The 21,284-nt window shown below is 63.6% G+C and carries 20 protein-coding genes and 1 tRNA gene; 17 read left to right on the top strand and 4 right to left on the bottom strand.

Features of this window, described 5'->3' with window-relative positions:
• Positions 1-4: 4 nt before the first annotated feature.
• Both AB4074_RS11105 and AB4074_RS11100 read left to right on the top strand, forming a co-directional pair.
• Positions 5-1,357 carry a 3-oxoacyl-ACP reductase gene (locus AB4074_RS11105; RefSeq protein ID WP_441413421.1) on the top strand — a complete coding sequence of 451 codons (1,353 nt, stop codon included), beginning with the start codon at positions 5-7 and terminating at the stop codon, positions 1,355-1,357.
• Entirely contained in the window at positions 1,354-2,265 is a 912-nt protein-coding gene (locus tag AB4074_RS11100) for a MaoC family dehydratase (RefSeq protein WP_441413420.1), read from the top strand. Before AB4074_RS11105 ends, AB4074_RS11100 begins: the two co-directional genes overlap by 4 nt.
• Before the next feature lie 242 nt (positions 2,266-2,507).
• On the opposite strand, the gene AB4074_RS11095 is transcribed toward AB4074_RS11100, so the two are convergent.
• Positions 2,508-2,590, bottom strand: a tRNA-Leu gene (locus AB4074_RS11095).
• Between the two features lie 276 nt (positions 2,591-2,866).
• On the opposite strand from AB4074_RS11095, the gene AB4074_RS11090 reads away from it, so the two are divergent.
• Together AB4074_RS11090 and AB4074_RS11085 are read left to right on the top strand one after the other, a co-directional pair.
• Positions 2,867-4,171 carry a M20/M25/M40 family metallo-hydrolase gene (locus tag AB4074_RS11090; RefSeq protein ID WP_441413419.1) on the top strand — a complete coding sequence of 435 codons (1,305 nt, stop codon included), beginning with the start codon at positions 2,867-2,869 and terminating at the stop codon, positions 4,169-4,171.
• Between the two features lie 9 nt (positions 4,172-4,180).
• Positions 4,181-5,341: an acyl-CoA dehydrogenase family protein gene (locus tag AB4074_RS11085; RefSeq protein WP_441413418.1), complete on the top strand. Its 1,161-nt coding sequence runs from the start codon at positions 4,181-4,183 to the stop codon at positions 5,339-5,341.
• Between the two features lie 45 nt (positions 5,342-5,386).
• On the opposite strand, the gene AB4074_RS11080 is transcribed toward AB4074_RS11085, so the two are convergent.
• Positions 5,387-5,620: a DUF5703 family protein gene (locus AB4074_RS11080; RefSeq protein WP_059389241.1), complete on the bottom strand. Its 234-nt coding sequence runs from the start codon at positions 5,618-5,620 to the stop codon at positions 5,387-5,389.
• A 39-nt stretch (positions 5,621-5,659) separates the two neighbouring features.
• Here AB4074_RS11080 and AB4074_RS11075 point away from each other — a divergent pair, with 39 nt between their 5' ends.
• Complete coding sequence (locus AB4074_RS11075; protein ID WP_236811050.1) at positions 5,660-5,932, top strand: hypothetical protein; 273 nt, start codon at positions 5,660-5,662, stop codon at positions 5,930-5,932.
• A gap of 62 nt (positions 5,933-5,994) precedes the next feature.
• Here AB4074_RS11075 and AB4074_RS11070 read toward each other — a convergent pair whose 3' ends face one another.
• Entirely contained in the window at positions 5,995-6,927 is a 933-nt protein-coding gene (locus tag AB4074_RS11070) for an aldo/keto reductase (protein WP_441413417.1), read from the bottom strand.
• A 52-nt stretch (positions 6,928-6,979) separates the two neighbouring features.
• On the opposite strand from AB4074_RS11070, the gene AB4074_RS11065 reads away from it, so the two are divergent.
• Together AB4074_RS11065 and mshC are read left to right on the top strand one after the other, a co-directional pair.
• On the top strand, positions 6,980-7,813 hold the full coding sequence (locus AB4074_RS11065; protein ID WP_441413416.1) for an undecaprenyl-diphosphate phosphatase: 834 nt from the start codon (positions 6,980-6,982) through the stop codon (positions 7,811-7,813).
• Positions 7,814-7,829: 16 nt separating this feature from the next.
• Positions 7,830-9,113 carry a cysteine--1-D-myo-inosityl 2-amino-2-deoxy-alpha-D-glucopyranoside ligase gene (gene mshC, locus AB4074_RS11060; protein WP_441413415.1) on the top strand — a complete coding sequence of 428 codons (1,284 nt, stop codon included), beginning with the start codon at positions 7,830-7,832 and terminating at the stop codon, positions 9,111-9,113.
• A gap of 107 nt (positions 9,114-9,220) precedes the next feature.
• Here the strand turns inward: mshC and AB4074_RS11055 are convergent, their stop codons facing one another.
• On the bottom strand, positions 9,221-10,126 hold the full coding sequence (locus AB4074_RS11055; protein WP_284755619.1) for a PAC2 family protein: 906 nt from the start codon (positions 10,124-10,126) through the stop codon (positions 9,221-9,223).
• 119 nt (positions 10,127-10,245) lie between these two features.
• On the opposite strand from AB4074_RS11055, the gene AB4074_RS11050 reads away from it, so the two are divergent.
• The 10 genes from AB4074_RS11050 (at position 10,246) to AB4074_RS11005 (ending at position 21,235) form a co-directional block, all read left to right on the top strand.
• A complete protein-coding gene (locus AB4074_RS11050) occupies positions 10,246-10,977 on the top strand; it encodes an HAD family hydrolase (protein ID WP_441413414.1) in 732 nt (243 codons plus the stop codon).
• The gene (locus tag AB4074_RS11045; protein WP_441413413.1) at positions 10,978-12,147 is read left to right on the top strand and encodes a site-2 protease family protein; all 1,170 of its coding nucleotides are present in this window, start codon (positions 10,978-10,980) and stop codon (positions 12,145-12,147) included.
• A gap of 118 nt (positions 12,148-12,265) precedes the next feature.
• Positions 12,266-13,318 (top strand): tRNA (adenine-N1)-methyltransferase, encoded by a 1,053-nt coding sequence (locus AB4074_RS11040; protein ID WP_059389235.1) that lies wholly within the window; start codon positions 12,266-12,268, stop codon positions 13,316-13,318.
• 101 nt (positions 13,319-13,419) lie between these two features.
• Positions 13,420-15,234, top strand: coding sequence for a proteasome ATPase (gene arc, locus AB4074_RS11035; RefSeq protein ID WP_441413412.1), 1,815 nt, complete (start codon positions 13,420-13,422; stop codon positions 15,232-15,234).
• Positions 15,235-15,284: 50 nt separating this feature from the next.
• Positions 15,285-16,901, top strand: coding sequence for a depupylase/deamidase Dop (dop, locus tag AB4074_RS11030; protein ID WP_441413460.1), 1,617 nt, complete (start codon positions 15,285-15,287; stop codon positions 16,899-16,901).
• 122 nt (positions 16,902-17,023) lie between these two features.
• The gene (locus AB4074_RS11025) at positions 17,024-17,227 is read left to right on the top strand and encodes a ubiquitin-like protein Pup (protein WP_441413411.1); all 204 of its coding nucleotides are present in this window, start codon (positions 17,024-17,026) and stop codon (positions 17,225-17,227) included.
• 78 nt (positions 17,228-17,305) lie between these two features.
• Entirely contained in the window at positions 17,306-18,115 is an 810-nt protein-coding gene (gene prcB / locus AB4074_RS11020) for a proteasome subunit beta (protein ID WP_441413410.1), read from the top strand.
• A 1-nt stretch (position 18,116) separates the two neighbouring features.
• A complete protein-coding gene (prcA, locus tag AB4074_RS11015; protein WP_345451774.1) occupies positions 18,117-18,824 on the top strand; it encodes a proteasome subunit alpha in 708 nt (235 codons plus the stop codon).
• 1 nt (position 18,825) lies between these two features.
• Entirely contained in the window at positions 18,826-20,190 is a 1,365-nt protein-coding gene (gene pafA / locus AB4074_RS11010; protein ID WP_441413409.1) for a Pup--protein ligase, read from the top strand.
• 100 nt (positions 20,191-20,290) lie between these two features.
• The gene (locus AB4074_RS11005) at positions 20,291-21,235 is read left to right on the top strand and encodes an FKBP-type peptidyl-prolyl cis-trans isomerase (protein ID WP_441413408.1); all 945 of its coding nucleotides are present in this window, start codon (positions 20,291-20,293) and stop codon (positions 21,233-21,235) included.
• Positions 21,236-21,284 lie beyond the last annotated feature (49 nt).

Here is a 21,284-nt window from a genome sequence, read left to right as displayed (position 1 = left end):
CGGCATGACGGACAAATACACACAGTTTGTCAGCCACGGGATCGGCAAGGACCTGGCAAAAAAGCTCGGCGTGCCCCAACCTGCCGTGCTCCGGAGGTACAAAGCGGGAGAACCGCTGGTTCCGGGTCCGGTCCTTGTGCTTGGGAGCGGCAACGGGAAAACTGCGGGCGCCGACGAATTGGCTGCCGCCCTGGTGGGCTGGGGCCTCGACGTTCGGCGTTCGGCCTTGCCCAAGGAAAAGCTGGGGGCGATCATCCTGGTGCTTGACGCCGTCGAGCATCCGGAAGAGCTTGCCGGACCGGTTCTCACTGCGGCCCCGTCGCTCCGTGATCTGGCCGCCGGTGCAAGGGTCGTCACGATCTCCCGCACCTCCGCGTCTGCCGCCAGCCCGGCTGTTGCCGCGGTCCGTCAAGGCGTCGACGGCCTGCTGCGTTCCCTCGCCAAGGAACTCCGGGCAGGTGCCACGGCCAACGGCATTCTCCTCGGGGACGGTACCGGCACCACGAGCCCAAGCGCGCTCGGCGCGCTGCGCTTCTTCCTGTCCGGACGGTCCGCGTTCGTGGATGGTCAGTTCCTGACTGTCACTTCAGGCACCGGCCGGCTTCCCGCCGACGCCGACAAGCCCTTGGCCGGCAAGGTCGCCGTCGTCACGGGAGCTGCCCGTGGCATCGGAGCGGCGATCGCACGGACCCTGCACCGGGACGGCGCCCGGCTCGTGGTGGTGGATATTCCCTCTGCGGGCGACCACCTCGCCGAAGTCGCCAACGAGGTCCATGGCACTGCCCTGCAATTGGACATCACGGCCGAGGACGCCGGGAGGCGGATCATCGACCACGCCGTGGAACGCCATGGCGGCCTCGATATCGTCATCCACAATGCCGGCATCACCCGGGACAAGCTCCTGGCCAACATGGATGAGGGCCGCTGGAATTCCGTCATCGGAGTGAACATCGCCTCGCAGTTGAGAATCAACGAGGCACTCCTGGGCTCGGACCAGCTCAACAAAACCCCACGGATCGTGTCGGTGGCCTCCACCAGCGGCATCGCAGGCAACCGCGGGCAGACCAACTACGCTGCTTCCAAAGGGGGAGTGATCGGCATGGTCAGGGCCACGGCGCCCTTGCTGGCGGAACGCGGCGGCTCCATCAACGCGGTCGCGCCCGGCTTCATCGAAACCGACATGACCGCCCGGATCCCCTTCGCCACCCGGGAAGTAGCCCGCAGGCTGAACTCGCTGCAGCAGGGCGGACTGCCCGGGGACGTGGCAGAGGCAATTGCGTTCCTGGCATCGGATGCCGCCGCTGGAATCACGGGAGAAGTGCTCAGGGTCTGCGGACAGAACCTGGTGGGTGCATGACTACGGAACAACCGCTCATCCTGGGGGAGCTGCCGTCCCTCTCGAAGCTGTACGTGAATGCGGCGGCGACGGCGGCACGGCGGAGGGTGATGGGTTTCCAGGCAGCCACCGCGCTGCCCCAAGGGAGCCACGAGGTCCGCGGGGTGCGGGCCGGCGTCGCGAACCTCACCGCCTACCAGCACCTGATCGGCGAGACTGCGAGTGACGCACTGCCGGCCGGCTTCATCCATGCCCTCGCGTTCCCGGTTTCCATGAGCGTGCTGAACCGGGACGACTTCCCGCTTCCCCTGCTGGGGATGATCCATTTGAAGAACCACGTGGAGCAATTGCGGGCAGTCCAGTTCAGGGAGTCGCTCGACCTCCGGTCCTGGGCCGAGGACATGCGCGGACACAGGGCCGGAACCCAGCTGGACGTCGTCGCCGAAGTCCGATCGAGCAACGACCGGGCCTTGCTCTGGCGGGGCGTCTCGACGTATTTGGCCAAGGGGGTCTTCCTGCCTGGAGTCGACAAGGCCGCTACGGCCGCCGCTCCAAATGAGTTCACGGCACCCGCACCAACAGCCATCTGGCAGCTAGGCGTGGATACCGGACGCCTTTACGCCACCGTATCCGGAGACTTCAACCCGATCCACTTGAGCCTCCTCTCGGCCAAAGCGCTCGGCCTGCCGCGGTCGATCGCGCACGGCATGTACCTTGCATCCCGGGCCTTGGCCGACGTTGGCTCGGTGAAATCGGAATCGTTCCGATGGGACGTGAATTTCGAGGCACCGGTGTTCCTCCCGGCGCGGGTGGCCCTGGAAATCGGCACAGTCCATTCTGCGTCAGGCTCATGGGAGCGTTCGGACTACGTCGCCTGGAACCCGCGGAGCGGCAGGAGGCACTTCAGCGGCTCCGTGACGGCGCTGTAGGGCGCCGGTTTCGGGTTCAAGGTTCAAGGTTCAAACGGTTACGACGACGGCGGTCGCCCACGTGGGCGGCCGCCGTCGCCTTTCCTCGCGGAGCGAGGTTCGGCGCCAGGTTCACTGCCGTGGGCGAATTCCCCATAATGCAATTCAATAAATGTGATGAACGCCGCATTAGTGTCTGAAAACGCAAATTCACGTTAAACAAACAAGGCCTGGAATTATCATAATTCCAGGCCTTGCAATTGTGCGCGGAGGGGGACTTGAACCCCCACCCCCTTTCGAGGACTAGCACCTCAAGCTAGCGCGTCTGCCATTCCGCCACCCGCGCAGGTGGTGTTCGGAGCCTTCGTTCTGCGCCTCTCGGCGCTTCTCTTTCCTCCGAAGCAGCGAGAAAAACTCTAACACGGTTTCTGGGAAATAAAAAAACCGGAGCCCGAGAAGGTGCCGGCAACGGCAATTGGACCCCGCCAATCCGCACCAAAACGCAGGAAAGTACGCGGCCAAACGAGCGTGCGGTGGGTAGGCTGAGGGAAGCGCGCGGGAGCGTCCGCACCAACTGCCCACCCGCCGGAGTATGTCCATCCCAGCCAGCAAGGAGAGTTCCATGACTGATATCCGACCCGAGGACGAAGTAGTCCGGATCTGCCAGGAACTCATCCGCATAGACACCTCGAACTTCGGTGACGATTCCGGTCCCGGGGAACGCGTCGCAGCGGAATACACCGCGGCGCTTATTACTGAAGTGGGATTGGACGCTGAAATCCTTGAGTCGGCTCCCGGCCGGGCCAATGTCGTCACCCGGATGGCGGGGGAGGACCCCTCGGCCGGCGCCCTCGTGGTGCACGGCCACCTCGACGTCGTTCCGGCGCTGAGGGATCAGTGGTCCGTGGATCCCTTCAGCGGCGAACTCAAGGATGGACTCATCTGGGGACGCGGCGCCGTGGACATGAAGGACATGGACGCCATGATTCTCTCGGTCATGCGTGACTTCGCCCGCACGGGACGCAAGCCCAAGCGGGACATCATCTTCGCGTTCTTCGCTGACGAGGAAGCCGGAGGCAACCACGGCGCGCGCTACGCCGTCGAGCACCGCAGGGAACTCTTCGACGGTGCCACGGAAGCGATCTCCGAAGTAGGTGGCTTCTCGGCCACCATCGGAGGCCAGCGCACGTACTTGCTGCAGACCGCGGAGAAGGGCCTTTCCTGGCTGCGCCTCGTGGCCCACGGCCGTGCCGGACACGGTTCGCAAATCAACACGGACAACGCGATCACCCGCCTGGCCGGGGCAGTCACCAGAATCGGCGAATATCGCTGGCCGATCGAGCTGACCCCCACCACGCGGCAATTCCTCGACGGCGTGACGGAACTGACCGGCGTCGAGTTCGATCCGGACAACCCCGAGACCCTCCTGAAGGAACTCGGCACCGTCGCGCGCTTCGTGGGGGCCACCCTCCAAAACACCTCGAACCCCACGCTGCTGAGTTCCGGTTACAAGCACAATGTCATCCCCGAATCGGCGGAAGCGCTCGTGGACTGCCGCACGCTCCCGGGCCAGCAGGAACTGGTCTTCGAAACCGTCAAAAAACTTGCCGGCGACGGCGTGGACGTCAGCTACGTCAACAAGGACGTGTCCCTGGAGGTGCCGTTTGCCGGCAACCTGGTGGACGCCATGATCGACGCGTTGCACACGGAGGACCCCGGCGCCAAGGTGTTGCCGTACACCTTGTCCGGCGGCACCGACAACAAGTCGCTCAGCAAGATCGGCATCACAGGCTACGGGTTCGCCCCGCTGATGCTCCCGGACGAACTCGATTTCACCGGGATGTTCCACGGGGTTGACGAGCGCGTCCCGGCTGATTCGCTCAAGTTCGGATCCAGGGTGCTCAACACCCTGCTGAGCACCTACTAGGGAGAAGCCTTGACCCCTGAGGAGATCCTGCCGGACGAGCTGCTCCACCGCATCCGGGGCCGCGCCGCGGGCTACGACCAGAACAACTCCTTCTTCCACGAAGATCTTGAGGAGCTCGCAGCGGCTGGCTACCTGAAGCTCTTCGTCCCGGAATCCGACGGCGGACTGGGGCTCGGGCTCGAAGCCGCGGCGGCGCTTCAGCGCCGGTTGGCCACGGCTGCCCCGGCCACCGCGTTGGCCGTCAACATGCACCTTGTCTGGACCGGCGTCGCGCACGTCCTTGCGGCCCGCGGCGACAACTCCCTTGACTATGTCCTCAAGGAGTCAGGACGGGGCGAGGTCTTTGCATTCGGGATTTCCGAGGCGGGAAATGACTCCATGCTCTTCGACTCAGGGACCACGGCGGAACCGCAGCTGGACGGCGGGTACAGCTTCACCGGGCGGAAGATCTTCACGAGCCTGTCGCCGGCATGGACCCGCCTCGGCATCTTCGGCAAGGACAGCGGCGCACGGGAGGGGAACGGGGAGCTGGTGTTCGGCTTCATCCACCGGGACGCCCCGGGGCACGAGACACTGAGTGACTGGGACACCCTGGGCATGCGGGCCAGCCAATCGAACACCACGCTCCTGCAGGGCGCCATGGTGCCGCCGGAACGGATCTTCCGGAAGCTGCCGGTGGGCCCAAACCAGGATCCATTGATCTTCGCCATCTTCGCGTGCTTCGAAACGCTGCTTGCCGCCGTCTACACAGGCATCGGGGAGCGGGCGTTCACACTGGCAGTCGAGGCCGTCAAGCGCCGGAGCTCGGCCAAGTACGGCGGCCGGAGCTTCTCGCAGGACCCGGACATCCGCTGGAAGATCGCCGACGCTGCCATGTCAATGGATTCCATCCAGCCGCAGTTGGCGTCAGTTGCCCGTGACGTGGATGCGCTGGTTGATCACGGGGCGCAATGGTTCCCCAAGTTGGTGGGGCTCAAGGTGCGGGCCACGGAGAACGCCCGGACCATGGTGGATGTGGCACTCCGGGTTTCCGGAGGCTCAAGCTACTTCCGGGGCTCGGAACTCGAACGGCTGTACCGCGATGTGCTGGCCGGGATCTTCCATCCCTCCAATGACGAATCAGCGCACACCACAGTAGCCAACGCGTGGCTTGGTCCGCTCGAAAGCTGAAACGCTCGGAAGCTGGAGCGGGGAACCCGAAAAACGGCCGTGCTGCTACACGGTGCGTTGTACGTTGAGTACTCTGCGGCGCAGCCAGAACCGGCGACCGCCGCCGATATAGAGGATGCTCCGCTCCAGTTCCCACTTGCCATATTCGGAGTGCTCCACGAGCCGACGCCGCGCCTCGGGCAAGGAATCGTCAGGACTAACGGTCAGTACGAGATACTCGTACTGCCTTGCGTAGTCCCGCTGACGCTCCACTGAACTGCTCAGAAATTGTTCTCTCATCCCTCTCCATTTTCGTCTTTTTCGGGCTAACGTGAAGTCATGAGCATCGATCCGCGTGTCGCGCTTCAGTCATTGACAGCCGCCTTAGAAGAGCACCTGATTGCCGCTTCCGCCCGCCGGGGCGAAGGAGATCCCGCTGTGGAGGCAGCGTTTTTCGCCGTCGCAGATGCCTTTGAGGTATATGAGGACTCACTATACGAGGCCTACTCGGAAGTCACACCACTTCAGGTGTTCGACGACGATGAAGAGGATGACGACGAGGAGAACAATGAACTCCTCGATGAAGACGAGCTGGAGATCCTTGACCAGTAATGCAGTGACCGGTAGCGCGCGGTCAGTAATGCCGGGCCAGTAATGCCGGCGTAACAGCCGGGTCAGATTGCTGAAACGTCTTCCAGTGCCCGCGAAATTTCAGCGGGAAGAGGCGCCAGCTGCGCATCGAGCAACTCCTTGAGCTGGACCGCATTGCGTGCGCCCACTATGGCGGTGGATACGCCCGGGCGGGAGAGCAACCAGCTCAGCGACACGTCGACGGCGGAGCGTCCCAATCCGCGCGCGGCCATTGCCACCGCTTCGACGATCCGTGCGCCCCGCGCGTCGAGGTACTTTTCGACGTAGCCGCTGAGGCGGCCCTCCGCCGCACGTGATTCCGAGGGAATCTGGCCACGGTATTTGCCGCTGAGCACCCCGCGGCCGAGGGGTGCCCACGCCATGAGGCCGAGGCCGGCATCCTCGACGGCGGGCACTAGTTCGTCTTCGGGCTTCCTGTGCAGGAGTGAGTATTCGGATTGGTTGGCCACCACTGTGAATCCCGCGACGGCCGCAGCCTTGGCGGTCTGCCAACCGTTGTAGTTGGAGATGCCGACGTACCGTGCGCGTCCCGAACGCAGCGCAAGGTCAAGCGCGGAAAGCGTTTCGTCCAGCGGAACGTTGCCGTCCCAAGCGTGCGCGAACCAGATGTCCACGTAGTCTGTTCCCAAGCGGGCAAGGCTGGCGTCGAGTGCGGACAGCATCGAACCGCGGGAGGCATCGACACTGCGCCGGCCGTCCGACGTCGAGACGCCCGCTTTCGTGGAGAGGACAATCTCCGAACGCGCCACGACGTCGCCCAGCATGGAGCCCAGGAGAGCCTCGGCTTGTCCTCCTGCGTAGGAGGCCGCGGTATCGATCATGGTGCCGCCTGCGGCGATGAACGTATGGAGCAGCTCCCGTGCATCCTGTTCGTCCGTTTCTTCCGCCCAGGACATGGTGCCCAGGGAAAGGGTGGACACCCGAAACCCACTGTTGCCGACGTAACGCTGCTGCATAGCTGATAGCTTACGGGGAGATCGGGTAGATCATGACGTAGGGTCTATTCACGTGAACTGGATAGAAGCAACCTTCCTTGGCCTCGTGCAGGGCCTAACAGAATTCCTTCCGATTTCTTCGAGCGCACACCTGCGAATTGTCGGCTCGTTCCTGCCTAATGCGGCGGATCCCGGAGCTGCTTTCACGGCCATTACCCAGCTGGGCACCGAGACGGCCGTCATTGTCTTCTTTTGGCGCGACATCGTCAGGATTGTGCGCGCCTGGTTCGGATCGCTGCGCGGCAAGGTGGCCAGGGACGATCCCGACGCGCGGATGGGTTGGTTGGTCATCCTCGGCAGCCTGCCCATCATCGTGCTCGGCCTGCTCTTCCAGAACCAGATCGAATCCGTGCTGCGCAGCCTCTGGATCGTCGCCACGATGCTCATCGTCTTCGGCATGATCCTCGCGGTGGCCGACGCCCTTGGCAAGCAGGAACGCGAGCTGAGCCAACTGACTTTCAAGCACGGCATCCTCTACGGTCTGGCCCAGGCCATGGCGCTCATCCCGGGCGTCTCCCGCTCCGGCGGAACCATCACAGCCGGCCTCTTGATGGGGTATACGCGTGAAGCTGCCGCACGGTATTCGTTCCTGCTCGCCATACCCGCTGTCTTCGGCAGCGGCCTCTACCAGCTGTACAAGGTGGTGTCCAAGGAAGGAATCACCGGACCCTTCGGTCTTCCGGAAACGGCCCTGGCCACGGTCATTGCCTTCGTTGTGGGCTTCATCATCATTGGCTGGTTCCTCAAATTCATTTCAACCCACAGCTACCGTGTCTTTGTGTGGTACCGCATTCTCCTGGGACTCGCCCTCTATGTATTGCTCGGTTTCAATGTCATCAGCGCCTAGCACTATGGTTGAGGCTGTGAAATCGTGGATCTCCCGCCCTGTGCCTGAACTACCCGGCAGCATGCCCCCGTTGAGGCTGTTCGATACCGCCCTCAGGGCCCTCGTGGAGGTCGAGCCACGCGCGGAGCAATCCATGTACGTCTGCGGCATCACGCCCTACGACGCCACCCACATGGGCCACGCGGCCAGCTACGTCGCCTTCGACCTGCTCAACCGCGCATGGCGCGACAGCGGCCAGCGGGTTGCGTACGTCCAGAACGTCACCGACGTCGACGATCCCCTCCTGGAGCGCGCCACCGCCACCGGCGTTGACTGGAGGGAGCTGGCCGCGAGCCAGATTGAGCTTTTCCAGACCGACATGGACGCCCTGAATGTGCTGGCTCCGAATTATTACATCGGAGCTGTCGAGGCGATCCCGATGATTGTCCCGGCTATCGAGAAGTTGATCGCGGACGAGCTCGCCTACCGCGTGCACGGCACTGGCGGCGAACCTGACGGCGACGTCTATTACGACGTCGAGGCAGCCGGCAAGGCCTCCGATAGCCCGGACGCATGGACCCTCGGTGACATCTCGGGGCTCGGCGAAGTGGAAATGCTGGAGCTTTTCGCAGAACGCGGCGGCGATCCCGGGCGGTCCGGCAAACGGAATCCCCTTGATCCATTGCTATGGCGCGTTGCCCGCGACGGCGAGCCGAGCTGGCCCGGTGCAAGCCTGGGTGACGGACGTCCCGGCTGGCATATTGAATGTACCGTCATCGCCCAGAAGTACCTTCCGGCTCCGTTCACTGTGCAGGGCGGCGGATCGGACCTCGCCTTCCCGCACCACGAAATGGGTGCCGGACACGCGTATTCGCTCAGCGGCGTTCCCTTGGCCCGCCACTATGCCCACGCCGGAATGGTGGGCCTGGATGGCGAAAAGATGAGCAAGTCCAAGGGCAACCTGGTCCTTGTGTCCAAGCTCCGTGCCGCGGGCGAAGAGCCTGCCGCCATCCGCCTGGCGATCCTGGCCAACCACTACCGTTCGGATTGGTCCTGGACCGACGAAGGATTCGGCCAGGCCAAGGAACGGCTCAACACGTGGCGGGCCGCCCGGGACATTGCTCCCGAGGGAACAGCGGCGGAACTACTGACGCGGATGCGTGCCGAGCTCGCCAACGACCTCAACGCTCCCGGCGCGGTCGCCGCCGTCGACGCCTGGGCCGCTGCAGCCCTCAGCAACGCTTCCGACGCCGAGCCCGGCGCCCTGGATTCGGCGCTGGTGAGCGACGCGATCAACGGATTGCTCGGCGTCGAGCTCTAATATCTAAACAACGCGGGGTCACTTACGGCCCATGATGTCCCCTTGGACGGGCCGTAAGTGACCCCGCGTTGGCTTAGATGCGCACCGCACCCCCCGGAGACAGCCCGTCAGGGCTTGTCCTTGCCCCTGCGCTTGAGGTAGCGCTCGAATTCGCGCGCGATGGATTCGCCACTGGCCTCCGGCAGGTCAGCTGTGTCCTTGGCCTCTTCGAGCTGCCGCACGTAGGCGGCGATTTCGGGGTCTTCAGTGGCCAGTTCGTCCACACCGCGCTCCCACGCCTCCGATTCCTCGTTGAGGGCATGGGTGTCCAGCGGCACTTGGAGCAGATCCTCGATCCTGTTCAAAATGGCCAGTTGTGCCTTGGGGGAGGGGGGCTGCGCGACATAGTGCGGCACGGCCGCCCACAGCGACACCGTGGGCAAGCCCGCGAGCAGGGCGAATTCCGCCAGCACGCCCACAATGCCCACCGGACCCTCGTACTGCGAAGCCTCCAGGTTCAAGCGCTGCCGCAATCCGCTGTCGTCCGAGGTGGTGCTGACGGGGATCGGGCGGCTGTGCGGGACATCGGCCAGAAGGGCGCCGATCAGCACAACGTAGTCGACCTTGAGCGTTTCGGCGTGGACCAGAAGCTCGGCCGTATAGGCCCTCCAGCGGTAGGAAGGTTCGGTGCCGAGTACGAACACGACATCGACGTTGCTGTCCGGGACGCTGGCCTTGTACAGGCGCGTGGAAGGCCATTTCACCTTGCGGGTTCCGGCTGCGGTGCGTCGCACCGTCGGCCGGGTGAACTGGAAGTCGTAATAGTCGTCGGCATCAACGGATGCCACTTTCTTTCCTTGCCACAACTTGTTCAAGTAGTGCAGGGAATCGCTGGCCGCCTCGCCGGCGTCGTTCCAACCTTCGAAAGCCGCGAGCATCACGGTGATGCGCTGGCCTTCGGCTACAGGCTGGAGAAGGCGCTCAGGCTCCGGTGAAGTGGCCTGTCCGTCAGGGGCTCCGTCCAAACTGTTCATTCACTCACCCTACGTCCAACACCGCCACCGATGCATGGCGTAAGTGAACCGGCGTGGCCATACTTCGCCCCGGGCGTAGAGCGGCAATTGCCGTGCCTACTTCCACGTAGACTTTAGGCATGCTTGCTTCAGCCACCCAGCCCCTGCTCAAAGCCGCGCTATGGGACATGGATGGCACCCTGGTGGACACCGAGCCGTACTGGATTGCTGCAGAGCGAACCCTCGTGGAGTCCCACGGCGGCGCCTGGAGCCATGAACAAGCCATGCAGCTTGTAGGGCAGTCATTGATGCACTCGGCCGGCATCCTCCAAAGGGCTGGAGTGAACCTGGAAAAGCGGGAGATTGTTGACTCCTTGAGCGCCCAGGTCATCGGCCGTCTCCGCATCGAGGTGCCGTGGCGGCCTGGAGCCAAGGAATTGCTTGACGAGCTGTATCAATCCGGCGTCCGCTGCGCCCTCGTGACGATGTCCGAAGGCCCGATGGCGCGGGAAGTCGTCGCCAACCTCCCCAAGCCCTACTTCGAGTTCCTCATCACGGGGGACACCGTCAGCCAAGGAAAGCCCCACCCGGAGGCTTACCTCGCCGCCGTCGAGCGGCTCCAGGACACGGACCCCGCGCTGACCGTGGATCACTGCGTCGCTCTCGAGGATTCCGTCCCGGGCGTTGCGTCTGCGATCGCCTCCGGCGTGGTCACGGTCGGAATTCCACACCAGATGCCATTGCCCGAGGACCCCCGCCGGGCAACTTGGACCACCCTCGAGGGACGCAAGGTCGCCGACCTTGAAGCACTTGTTGCCGAGCGGGCCCTTGGCAATGTGCCGGCCGCGGCTTTCCTTGGACAGGCAAACTAAGTGAGCACTCCCCGGAACGGTGGCCACAGCACCCGCAGCGGCAGGAAGGACGGGATTCCACTCGGCCGCATCGCGGGAATCCCCGTGTACCTCGCCTACTCCTGGTTCATCATCGCCGCGTTCACGGTGATCGTCTATGGACCTGCGCTGCTGATTCGAAACCACTCCTTGGGAATCGGCGCCTACTTTGTTGCCTTCGCTTATGCGGTGCTCCTTGCCCTTTCCGTGCTGGTCCACGAGCTCGCCCACGCCTTGAGCGCCAAGGCCTTCAAATGGCCCACGGAGAAGATCGTTTTGAATCTCTGGGGCGGGCACACCCAGTTCGAGAGCTTCATCGCCTCCCCGGGCCGCTCTGTGCTTGTCGCCTTGGCGGGACCCGCGGCCAACTTTGTCCTCGCGGGCGGGGCTTGGCTGTTGCTGCAGGCTGGTGTCTTCACCGGGGTAGGGGACACGCTGACGAACATCCTTATGTGGGCAAATCTGCTGATCGGCGTCTTCAATGTCCTGCCCGGCCTGCCGCTTGACGGGGGTCGTTTGGTGGAGTCCGCGGTTTGGAAAGTGACGGGCAGCCAGGAAAAGGGGACGGTGGCGGCCGGCTGGGCCGGACGGGTCATCGTGATCGTCCTGGTTGTTTGGTTCGTCGTGTTGCCCGTGCTGACTGGCAATGCGCCCGATCTCAGCCTGATGCTCATCACCTTCCTTGTCTGCAGCTTCCTCTGGATGGGCGCTTCGGGCGCGATCAAGCAGGCGACGCTCCGTGGACGCCTCCCCTCGGTGAGTGCCGCCGCCTTGGCCGAACCCGCCGTCGGAATTCCGAACTCGGCCACGGTCGCCGACGTCCTGCGCGTGGCACCCTACGGTACGCCCGCCGTCGTAATCTGCGGACCGGATGGCCGGCCACAGGGTCTGGTCGATCCGGCTGCGACTGCAGCCGTGCCGGCCTCCGAGGTATCCACAACCTTCGTGACCGCGGTTTCCACCCCGCTCGCCGACGGGGCCTACGTGCCCTGGACGTCCAGCGGCCAGGAACTGATCCAGTATTTGGCGCAGCTCAGCGGCGCCGAATACGCGGTCGTGGATGAAGCCGGCACAGTCATGGGCCTGCTGCGTCAGCAGGCCGTAGTGACAGCCATTACAGGTAAAGTAGCCCGACGGAGCGGACGCCCGTAGGACCTTCCCGGTAGAGTTACCTGCCGGCCGTGAAATAACCCGGCCGGCAGTGCGCATCACCAAGCAGTAACTGCGGCAACAAATGACGGCCCAGCCGTACAGGAGCGAGGAAACACCCATGAGCAGCGAAACCGCCGCCAACTACACGGCCACCGGCGCCGCCGACACCGCCATCCAGCCGACTGGTGCGGCACGGCGCCGAGGGCCGTTCCGTGTGGGCGAGCGGGTTCAACTCACGGACGAACGCGGCCGGATGAACACCATCACCTTGGAGGAAGGCGGAGCCTTCCACACGCACCGCGGCTTCCTCAACCATGACGAAATCATCGGCCAGGTTGACGGTTCCGTGGTGGCCAACAACATCGGTCAGCAGTACCAGACGCTCCGCCCGTTGCTCTCGGACTTCGTGTTGTCCATGCCCCGCGGTGCAGCAGTGGTCTACCCCAAGGATGCCGGCCAGATCGTCACCATGGCCGATATCTTCCCGGGTGCCCGCGTTGTGGAAGCCGGCGTTGGTTCCGGCGCCCTTTCGATCTCCCTGCTTCGTGCAGTGGGCGACAACGGTTACCTGCACTCTTTCGAGCGTCGGGAAGAATTCGCCGACATCGCCCGCGGCAACGTGGAAACCATTTTCGGCGGTCCGCACCCGGCCTGGAAGATTTCGCTCGGCGACTTTCAGGAGGAAGTTGTCCGCAGCGAAGAGCCCGGATCCGTGGACCGCGTGGTGCTGGACATGCTCGCTCCTTGGGAATGCCTCGACGCCGTAGCCACCGTTTTGGCGCCCGGCGGCGTGTGGATCAACTATGTGGCCACCGTGACCCAGCTCTCCCGTACCGCCGAAGCCATCCGCGCCGACGGCCGTTTTACGGAACCGGACGCCTGGGAGTCCATGGTCCGCGGCTGGCACCTCGAGGGCCTCGCCGTCCGTCCCGACCACCGCATGGTGGCCCACACCGGCTTCCTCCTGGTAACCCGTCGCCTCGCCGACGGCGTGACCGGAATCTCCGTCAAGCGGCGTCCTTCCAAGACGGAGTTCAGCGAAGAGGACCTGAATGCCTGGACACCGGGAGCCGTTGGAGAGCGTGCGGTTTCCGACAAGAAACTGCGGCGCGCGGCACGGGATGCGATTGCCGGCACCAACGTCAAGGACGACCCCACGCCCGCTCCCTGAGGAAACATCACAAACTGGTCCGCATTCCGGATGTCACAGGTTACCCAACGCTTTTGAGGGCTAAGGTCTATTTATAGAAAGCGGGAAGGAGCTGATGCTTCGTGGATACGTCGAACAATGACTTCGGGCGAACAACGCCGGAGGAGCCATCGAACAAGGCTGTGGCTGAGGGAAAAGCGGGACACGGGGGTGGGGCAATCCAACCTGTGGACGACTCCGCGGAACTCACTGTCGCGGAACGCCAGATAAACATCCTTCGAGACAAACTGCGCCACATCGACCGTCAGCTTGCCGCCGCCACCCAGAACAACACCAAGCTCGTGACCATGCTGGAGACGGCGAAGGCCGAAATCCTGCGGCTCAAAGGCGCGCTCGAGCAGGACGGCCAACCGCCGTACAGCTTCGGGACCATCCTGCAGATCAATCCGAGGCGCCAGCCAACGGCAGGCAGCACAGGCCAGGCGGCCACCGAAGAGTCGGTTGATATCTTCAATGCCGGCCGCAAGATGCGCGTCGGGGTCAGCCCGCTCGTGAACATCAACCAGCTGGCCGTCGGACAGGAAGTCCTCCTCAACGAGGCCCTGCTCGTGGTGACAGGCCTGGGCTACGAACGGGCTGGCGAACTCGTCACGCTCAAGGAAATGCTTGGCACGGACCGCGCCCTCGTAGTGGGCAGGGCCGATGAGGAACGGGTAGTCAGGCTTTCAGGAGCCTTGCAGAAGGTGCACTTGCGCGTCGGTGATGCTTTGTCGCTCGATTCCCGCACGGGCTATGCCCTGGAGAAAGTGCCCCGGGCAGAGGTCGAAAACCTTGTCCTCGAGGAAGTCCCGGATATTACCTACGAGGACATCGGCGGCTTGGGCCCGCAAATCGAACAGATCCGCGACGCAGTCGAACTCCCGTTCCTGCACCCGGACCTGTACCGCGAACACGGGCTCAAAGCGCCCAAGGGCATCCTGCTTTACGGCCCTCCGGGTTGCGGCAAGACGCTGATCGCGAAGGCCGTTGCCAACTCGCTTGCCGCCCGCGCCTCCGAACGGGCCGGAAACGTGGACCTGAAGAGCTACTTCCTGAACATCAAGGGACCTGAACTCCTTGACAAGTACGTCGGCGAAACAGAGCGTCATATCCGCCTGATTTTTGCGCGCGCCCGGGAGAAGGCCTCGGATGGCAGCCCAGTGGTGGTGTTCTTCGACGAGATGGACTCGCTGTTCCGCACCCGCGGCACCGGGGTGTCCTCCGACGTCGAAACAACCATCGTCCCTCAGCTCCTGAGCGAGATCGACGGTGTCGAACGGCTCGACAACGTCATCGTGATCGGCGCCTCGAACCGTGAGGACATGATTGATCCGGCTATTCTTCGTCCCGGGCGGCTTGACGTGAAGGTCAAGATCCAGCGGCCCGACGCCGAAGCGGCCGCCGACATTTTCGCCAAGTACATCACCACCAACCTTCCTTTCCACGCGACGGATCTGGCCGAGCACGGCGGCGACGTCCAAGCCACAGTCGACGCCATCATCCAGCGCACCGTTGAAGCCATGTATTCGACCGAGAAGTCCAACGAGTATCTCGAAGTCACCTACGCCAACGGCGATACCGAGATGCTCTACTTCAAGGACTTCAACTCCGGCGCGGTGGTCCAGAACGTCGTGGACCGGGCCAAGAAGTACGCCATCAAGGATCTTCTGCTGACCCAGCAGAAGGGCCTTCGGATCGACCACTTCCTGCGCGCCGTCGTCGACGAATTCCGCGAGCACGAGGACATGCCCAACACCACCAACCCGGATGACTGGGCACGCATCTCGGGCAAGAAGGGCGAACGCATCACCTACATCCGCACAATCGTCCAGGGCAAGGCCGGCCAGGAGCCCGGGAAGTCGATCGAAACGACTCCAAACACCGGCCAGTACCTGTGACGGCCCGGCCGGAAGGCCTGCCTTCGGACAAGCTTCCCGTGGGCGGGGCCATGCGGGTCATGGGTTCGGAAACTGAATACGGTATCCACGCGCCTTCCGCGCCAGGGGCGAACGCCACGATGATGTCCGCGCGGATCATCCAGGCCTACGCCAACCTGACACGCCAGCGGGCCGCCGGGGGCGCTGAAACCCGCTGGGACTACACGGACGAAGAACCCCTGCATGATGCACGCGGTTGGACGGTTGAGCGCAGTGCAGCAGATCCCAGCCAGCTGACCGACAGACCTCCCGTGCTCGACGCCGAGGCCGTCGCGTTGGCGTACGGCCGGCAGGAGCTGGAAGCCGACGGCGGCGACGAGTCAGGATCGCTGCTGATGAACATGGTCCTCGGCAACGGGGCCCGCCTGTACGTGGACCATGCCCATCCGGAATATTCCAGTCCCGAGGTCACGAACCCCCGTGACATCGTCGCGTGGGACGCCGCAGGCGACCTCGTCGCCCTGGCCACGGTTCGGAAGGTCGCCGCCGATCCTGATCTGCCGGCCATCAATCTGTACAAGAACAACACCGACAACAAATCTGTGTCTTACGGTTCCCACGAGAACTACCTCATGCCGCGCTCGGTGCCTTTCGGGGACATCGTCCGCGGCCTGACGCCGTTCTTCGTCACGCGCCAGGTCATCTGCGGTGCCGGGCGGCTCGGCAAGGGCCAGGACGGTTCAACGTCCGGATTCCAGATCAGTCAGCGTGCGGATTTCTTCGAAGCCGAGGTAGGGCTGGAAACCACTATCAGGCGTCCGATCATCAATACCCGGGATGAACCACATGCCACCGCGGACAAATACCGGCGCCTGCATGTCATCATCGGAGACGCCAACCTGAGCCAGGTCTCGAACTACTTGAAGTTCGGCACTACGGCTTTGGTGCTAAGCCTCATCGAAGCCGGCCAGGCTCCGAAGATCGAAGTACATGAGCCCGTGGCGGGCCTGCAGGCAATCAGCCACGACACTTCCCTGACTGCCACGGTCAGGCTTCTCGACGGACGGCGCGTAACAGCGCTGGATATCCAGTGGATGTACTACGAGGCAGCGGCCAAACTTGGCCAGGAAACCGGGGTCTCCGATTCCTTCAGTGGAGACGGCCACACCCGGGATGTCCTGGAACGGTGGGAATCGACGCTGGGGCTCTTGGGGAGCAACCCGGCAGGTGCCGCCTCCTCTGTCGAATGGCTGGCCAAAATGTCCCTGCTTGACGGCTACCGGAACCGTGACGGCCTGGAATGGAACGACGCCCGCCTGGGCCTTGTTGATTTGCAATGGTCCGATGTGAGGCCGGAAAAGGGTCTGTACTACCGCATGCTTTCCCGCGACCGCATGCAGACGATCGTCGACGACGCCACAATCAGCCGCGCTGTGGTCGAACCACCGTCGGACACCCGCGCATATTTCCGTGGGAAGTGTGTTTCCAGCTTTGGCAAGGACGTGGTCGGCGCCAGCTGGGATTCGGTCATCTTCGACGTTCCGGGCATCGGGAAACTGCAGCGTGTGCCCACCCGGGAACCGCTCCGCGGCACGGAAGCACTCACTGGCCTGCTGTTTCGGAAACACGCCACAGCGGGCGCATTCCTCCGTGAATTGCTGGGCCTGGACCCGGCCCCGCCCGCCTGAACGAGCAGCTGACTAAAGGCTGCCAAACGGGCCCTTAAAAGCGCAGCGTCGCGGCCCGCCCCGTGGCAGTATGGCATTACAGGAAGTCCCCGATGCCGGGGATGGACAGAATGGAGAAGGAAATGGTAGCTCAGGAGCAGCAGCAACCGCAGTCGCGGGACGTCGAGGCAGAGGCCGACGCCCCCGAGGCACCGCCCGCGGCGCCAGAGGCACAGGCCTCGGTCGCCACGCAGGGCGTGGACGATCTCCTGGACGAAATCGACGGCGTGCTCGAATCGAACGCCGAGGAGTTCGTCAGGGCATTTGTGCAAAAGGGCGGCCAGTAGCCAGCCGCCAGCCAAGCCAAGGGCCCGGCCGGCGCGAGGCCGCCGGGCATCGGATGTCAGAGTCGAAGGAGCGCAGCAATGCAAGATCCATCAGCCGGCCACCTGGCCACCCAAGCAACGTCTTCGTTCATAGAGCATCTGCAACGCTCCAGGCCTGAACTCCTTCCCTTTAGTCAAACGCTGCCCGCGGGACAGATTCCGCCGGTGCCCCATGCCACAACAATCGTCGCCCTCAGTTACCCCGGCGGCGTCCTGATGGCGGGGGATCGGCGTGCCACCATGGGCAACGTGATCGCCAGCAGGCACATCGAAAAGGTCTTCCCGGCCGACGAATACTCCGTCCTGGGAATTGCCGGGACAGCGGGCCTGGCCATCGACATCACACGGTTGTTCCAGGTGGAACTGGAACACTACGAAAAGATCGAAGGCACGCTGCTGAGCTTGGACGGCAAAGCCAACCGGCTTGGTGCCATGATCCGGGGCAACCTGCCGATGGCCATGCAGGGTCTCGCGGTGATCCCGCTCTTCGCGGGCTTCGACCAGGCAACCGGCGTGGGACGGCTTTTCTCCTACGATGTCACCGGCGGAAGGTACGAGGAATTGGAGCACCATTCGGTCGGTTCGGGTTCCGTCTTCGCACGTGGCGCCTTGAAAAAACTGTGGCGGCCGAACCTCACTGAAGACGAGGCTGTCGCCGTCGCGGTCGAAGCCCTCTATGACGCCGCCGACGACGACTCCGCCACGGGCGGTCCGGACCCGGTCCGGCAGCTCTGGCCGGTGGTATATACCGTCAACCGCGCCGGAGCCCGCCGGGTGTCGGAACGGGAGTTGGCGGCCATCGCTGGATCCATTGTTGAATCACGCACAGTTGCCGGACGGGAGGCCTGAGATGACCCAGCAGTTTTATGTTTCGCCCGAACAACTGATGAAGGACCGTGCGGATTTCGCGCGGAAGGGCATCGCCCGCGGCCGTTCCGTCGTCGTGATCAGTTGCGCTGACGGCATCGCGCTGGTCGCGGAAAACCCGTCGCCGTCGCTCCACAAGATCGGTGAGATCTACGACAAGATCGCGTTCGCCGCCGTGGGCAAGTACAACGAGTTTGAGAGTCTTCGGCAAGCGGGTGTCCGCTACGCTGACGTCCGCGGCTATTCATACGATCGCGAGGACGTCACTGCCCGCGGTCTGGCCAGCGTCTATGCGCAGAGCCTTGGCGCCGTCTTCACGGCGGAACAAAAGCCGTTCGAAGTTGAACTTGCGGTTGCAGAGGTCGGGCACACGCAGGCCGAGGACCATCTTTATCGGCTGACTTTCGACGGTTCGATTGCCGACGAGCACGGTTTTGTGGTGATGGGCGGCTTGGCCGAGCAAGTAGCCGAGACCGTGGCCCGCGGTTGGAAGGCTGACCTTGACCTGGCCGGCGCACTGCGACTGGCCGTCAAGGCGCTGGCCACAGACAAGGAAGTGGACGCCCTGCCCGGTACCGCAGTCGAGGCCGCCGTGTTGGACCGAAGTCCGGAAAGCGGGCGCGGATCCCGGCGGGCCTTCCGGCGGCTCAGGGCAGAAGAAATCACGCAGCTGCTGGCAGGGGAGGCCTGAGATGGACAAAAGGATATTCGGGATCGAAACGGAGTTCGGTATTTCGTACTCGAGCCCCGACTCGCGGCCATTGGCTCCAGAGGAAGTCGCCAGATACCTCTTCCGCAAAGTAGTGAGCTGGGGCCGTTCCTCCAACGTCTTCCTCACGAATGGCTCGCGCCTGTACCTGGATGTCGGCTCGCACCCCGAGTACGCCACCGCGGAATGCGACGACCTCGCGCAGCTGATCGCCCACGACCGGGCCGGGGAGCTCATTCTCGATGACCTCGTTGATGAAGCACAGGCTCGGCTTGCGGCGGAGGGATTCAACGGAACGGTCTACCTGTTCAAGAACAACACCGATTCAGCCGGCAATTCCTACGGCAGCCACGAAAACTATCTGATTCCGCGGCGCGGCGAGTTCTCGCGCCTCGCCGAGATCCTCATTCCCTTCCTCGTCACACGGCAGCTGTTTGCCGGTGCGGGCAAGGTCCTGAAGACACCCCACGGGGCCACTTTCGCGTTCTCCCAGCGTGCCGACCACATTTGGGAAGGCGTGTCCTCCGCGACGACGAGGTCCCGCCCCATCATCAACACCCGTGACGAGCCGCACGCCGATGCCGAGTTCTTCCGCCGTCTGCACGTGATCGTCGGCGATTCCAACATGTCCGAGACCACCGCCTTGTTGAAGGTGGGGACGGTGGACCTGCTCCTGCGCATGATTGAGGCCGGAGTGATCATGCGGGACATGCGCATGGAGAACCCCATCCGCAGCATCCGCGAAATCTCGCATGATCTCAGCGGCAAAGCCTTGGTGCGCCTGGCCAACGGCAGGCAGCTGACCGCACTGGACATCCAGCGTGAGTACCTTGCAAAGGTCACCGCCTTTGTAGCCTCGAATGGAGCCCACAATCCGCATGTGCCGCTCATCCTGGATCTTTGGGAGCGGACGCTGGACGCGATCGATAGCGGAGACACCAGCGGAATAGACACGGAAGTGGACTGGGCCATCAAGAAGAAGCTGATGGATGGGTACATGCGTCGCCATGGAATCGGCCTCGATTCCTCGCGGATCGCGCAATTGGACCTGACCTATCACGACATCTCGCGCAAGCGGGGGCTCTTCTTCCTCCTCCAATCCCGCGGCGCGGCGCGACGCCTCGTGGCCGACACGGATATCAAGGATGCCGTGGATGCGCCGCCGCAGACCACCCGGGCAAAACTCCGCGGCGACTTCGTCCGGCGCGCACAGGAACTCGGCCGCGACTACACCGTGGATTGGGTCCATCTGAAGTTGAACGACCGCGCGCACCAGACGATTTTGTGCAAGGATCCCTTCCGCAGCGTCGACGAAAGAGTGGATGCCCTCCTGGACTCGATGGGCTGACTCCCAGTTTCACCGGCTACTCTGGAGGTTGGCCTTTTAACAGGCCTCTACGCGCATGGCCCGGCCATGCCCTCCTTTTGCCCCGACGAAAGTTCAATTTGTGCGACGTCTACTAGCAATTCTTATCCCCGGCCTCTTGCTGATTACCGCCTGCGGCGGAAGTCCGGCACCAACAGCGACCCCGGAGCCCACCAGTCAGTCCGCCGGCGAAGTCGCCAAGCTGGATTCCCTCAAGGTCTCCGACAATGGAGACAAGAAGGCACCCGGCCTGGAATTCAACAAGCCTTTGGACGTGACGCAGCCGACCATCAAGATGGTCAGCGACGGCACCGGCGACAAGGTGAAAGCCGGCCAGGTGGCGCAGATCACCTACATTGCCGTCGACGGCAAGGACGGCAAGACCCTCGAAGACACATTCCCGACAGGGTCCCAGCCCGTCGAACTGAACGACCAGCTCAAGACCGGCAGCGCTGTGCTTTACAACGCGCTGGTCGGTGCGAAGGTGGGCGCTGACATCGCTTTCGCCGTTCCGGGGACTCCGGCGTCGGCCGAAGCAGCCGCAACGTCATCCCAGCTGGTGGTCTTCAAGGTCACTGGCGTCAAGGACGCAGTCAAGCCCCTGGCCAAGCCCGAGGGCGATACCGTTACTCCGCCCGCCGGCCTCCCCACGGTCAAGGTCGATGACAAGGGAATTCCGCAGATTTCCGTCGACGGCGCGAAGGCTCCGGAGGCCCTCGTCTCGCAGGACCTCATCAAGGGCAAGGGCGCAGTCGTCAAGGAGACAGACACCCTGACGGTCAACTACGTCGGCGTCACCTTGGCTGATGGCAAGAAGTTCGACTCCAGCTACGACAAGGGCCAGACCGCCAGCTTCGCGCTCAACGGCGTCATCAAGGGCTGGACGCAAGGACTTGCGGGCAAGACCGTCGGTTCCCGTGTCCTCCTGGTCATCCCCAAGAGCCTCGCATATGGCGATGCCGCCGCGGGCCAGGGCCAGCCCACGGGCGACCTCGTCTTCGTCGTCGACATCCTGGGCGCCCAGTAGCCTTCCGAAAAATTCCGCAACACCGTCCCTATCACATTGAGGAGTACCT

Source organism: Arthrobacter sp. 2MCAF14, from assembly GCF_052115645.1.
Taxonomy (GTDB): domain Bacteria; phylum Actinomycetota; class Actinomycetes; order Actinomycetales; family Micrococcaceae; genus Arthrobacter.
Note: the sequence above shows the minus strand (reverse complement) of the source record. Positions and strands in the feature narration are given on the sequence as shown.

Coding starts and splice junctions, on each gene's coding strand:
- AB4074_RS11090 (WP_441413419.1), top strand. CDS start 2,867: ATGACTGATATCCGACCCGAGGACGAAGTAGTCCGGATCTGCCAGGAA.
- AB4074_RS11025 (WP_441413411.1), top strand. CDS start 17,024: ATGGTAGCTCAGGAGCAGCAGCAACCGCAGTCGCGGGACGTCGAGGCA.
- AB4074_RS11070 (WP_441413417.1), bottom strand. CDS start 6,927: ATGCAGCAGCGTTACGTCGGCAACAGTGGGTTTCGGGTGTCCACCCTT.
- AB4074_RS11050 (WP_441413414.1), top strand. CDS start 10,246: ATGCTTGCTTCAGCCACCCAGCCCCTGCTCAAAGCCGCGCTATGGGAC.
- AB4074_RS11075 (WP_236811050.1), top strand. CDS start 5,660: ATGAGCATCGATCCGCGTGTCGCGCTTCAGTCATTGACAGCCGCCTTA.
- AB4074_RS11100 (WP_441413420.1), top strand. CDS start 1,354: ATGACTACGGAACAACCGCTCATCCTGGGGGAGCTGCCGTCCCTCTCG.
- prcB (WP_441413410.1), top strand. CDS start 17,306: ATGCAAGATCCATCAGCCGGCCACCTGGCCACCCAAGCAACGTCTTCG.
- pafA (WP_441413409.1), top strand. CDS start 18,826: ATGGACAAAAGGATATTCGGGATCGAAACGGAGTTCGGTATTTCGTAC.
- dop (WP_441413460.1), top strand. CDS start 15,285: ATGCGGGTCATGGGTTCGGAAACTGAATACGGTATCCACGCGCCTTCC.
- AB4074_RS11080 (WP_059389241.1), bottom strand. CDS start 5,620: ATGAGAGAACAATTTCTGAGCAGTTCAGTGGAGCGTCAGCGGGACTAC.
- AB4074_RS11055 (WP_284755619.1), bottom strand. CDS start 10,126: ATGAACAGTTTGGACGGAGCCCCTGACGGACAGGCCACTTCACCGGAG.
- AB4074_RS11040 (WP_059389235.1), top strand. CDS start 12,266: ATGAGCAGCGAAACCGCCGCCAACTACACGGCCACCGGCGCCGCCGAC.
- AB4074_RS11105 (WP_441413421.1), top strand. CDS start 5: ATGACGGACAAATACACACAGTTTGTCAGCCACGGGATCGGCAAGGAC.
- prcA (WP_345451774.1), top strand. CDS start 18,117: ATGACCCAGCAGTTTTATGTTTCGCCCGAACAACTGATGAAGGACCGT.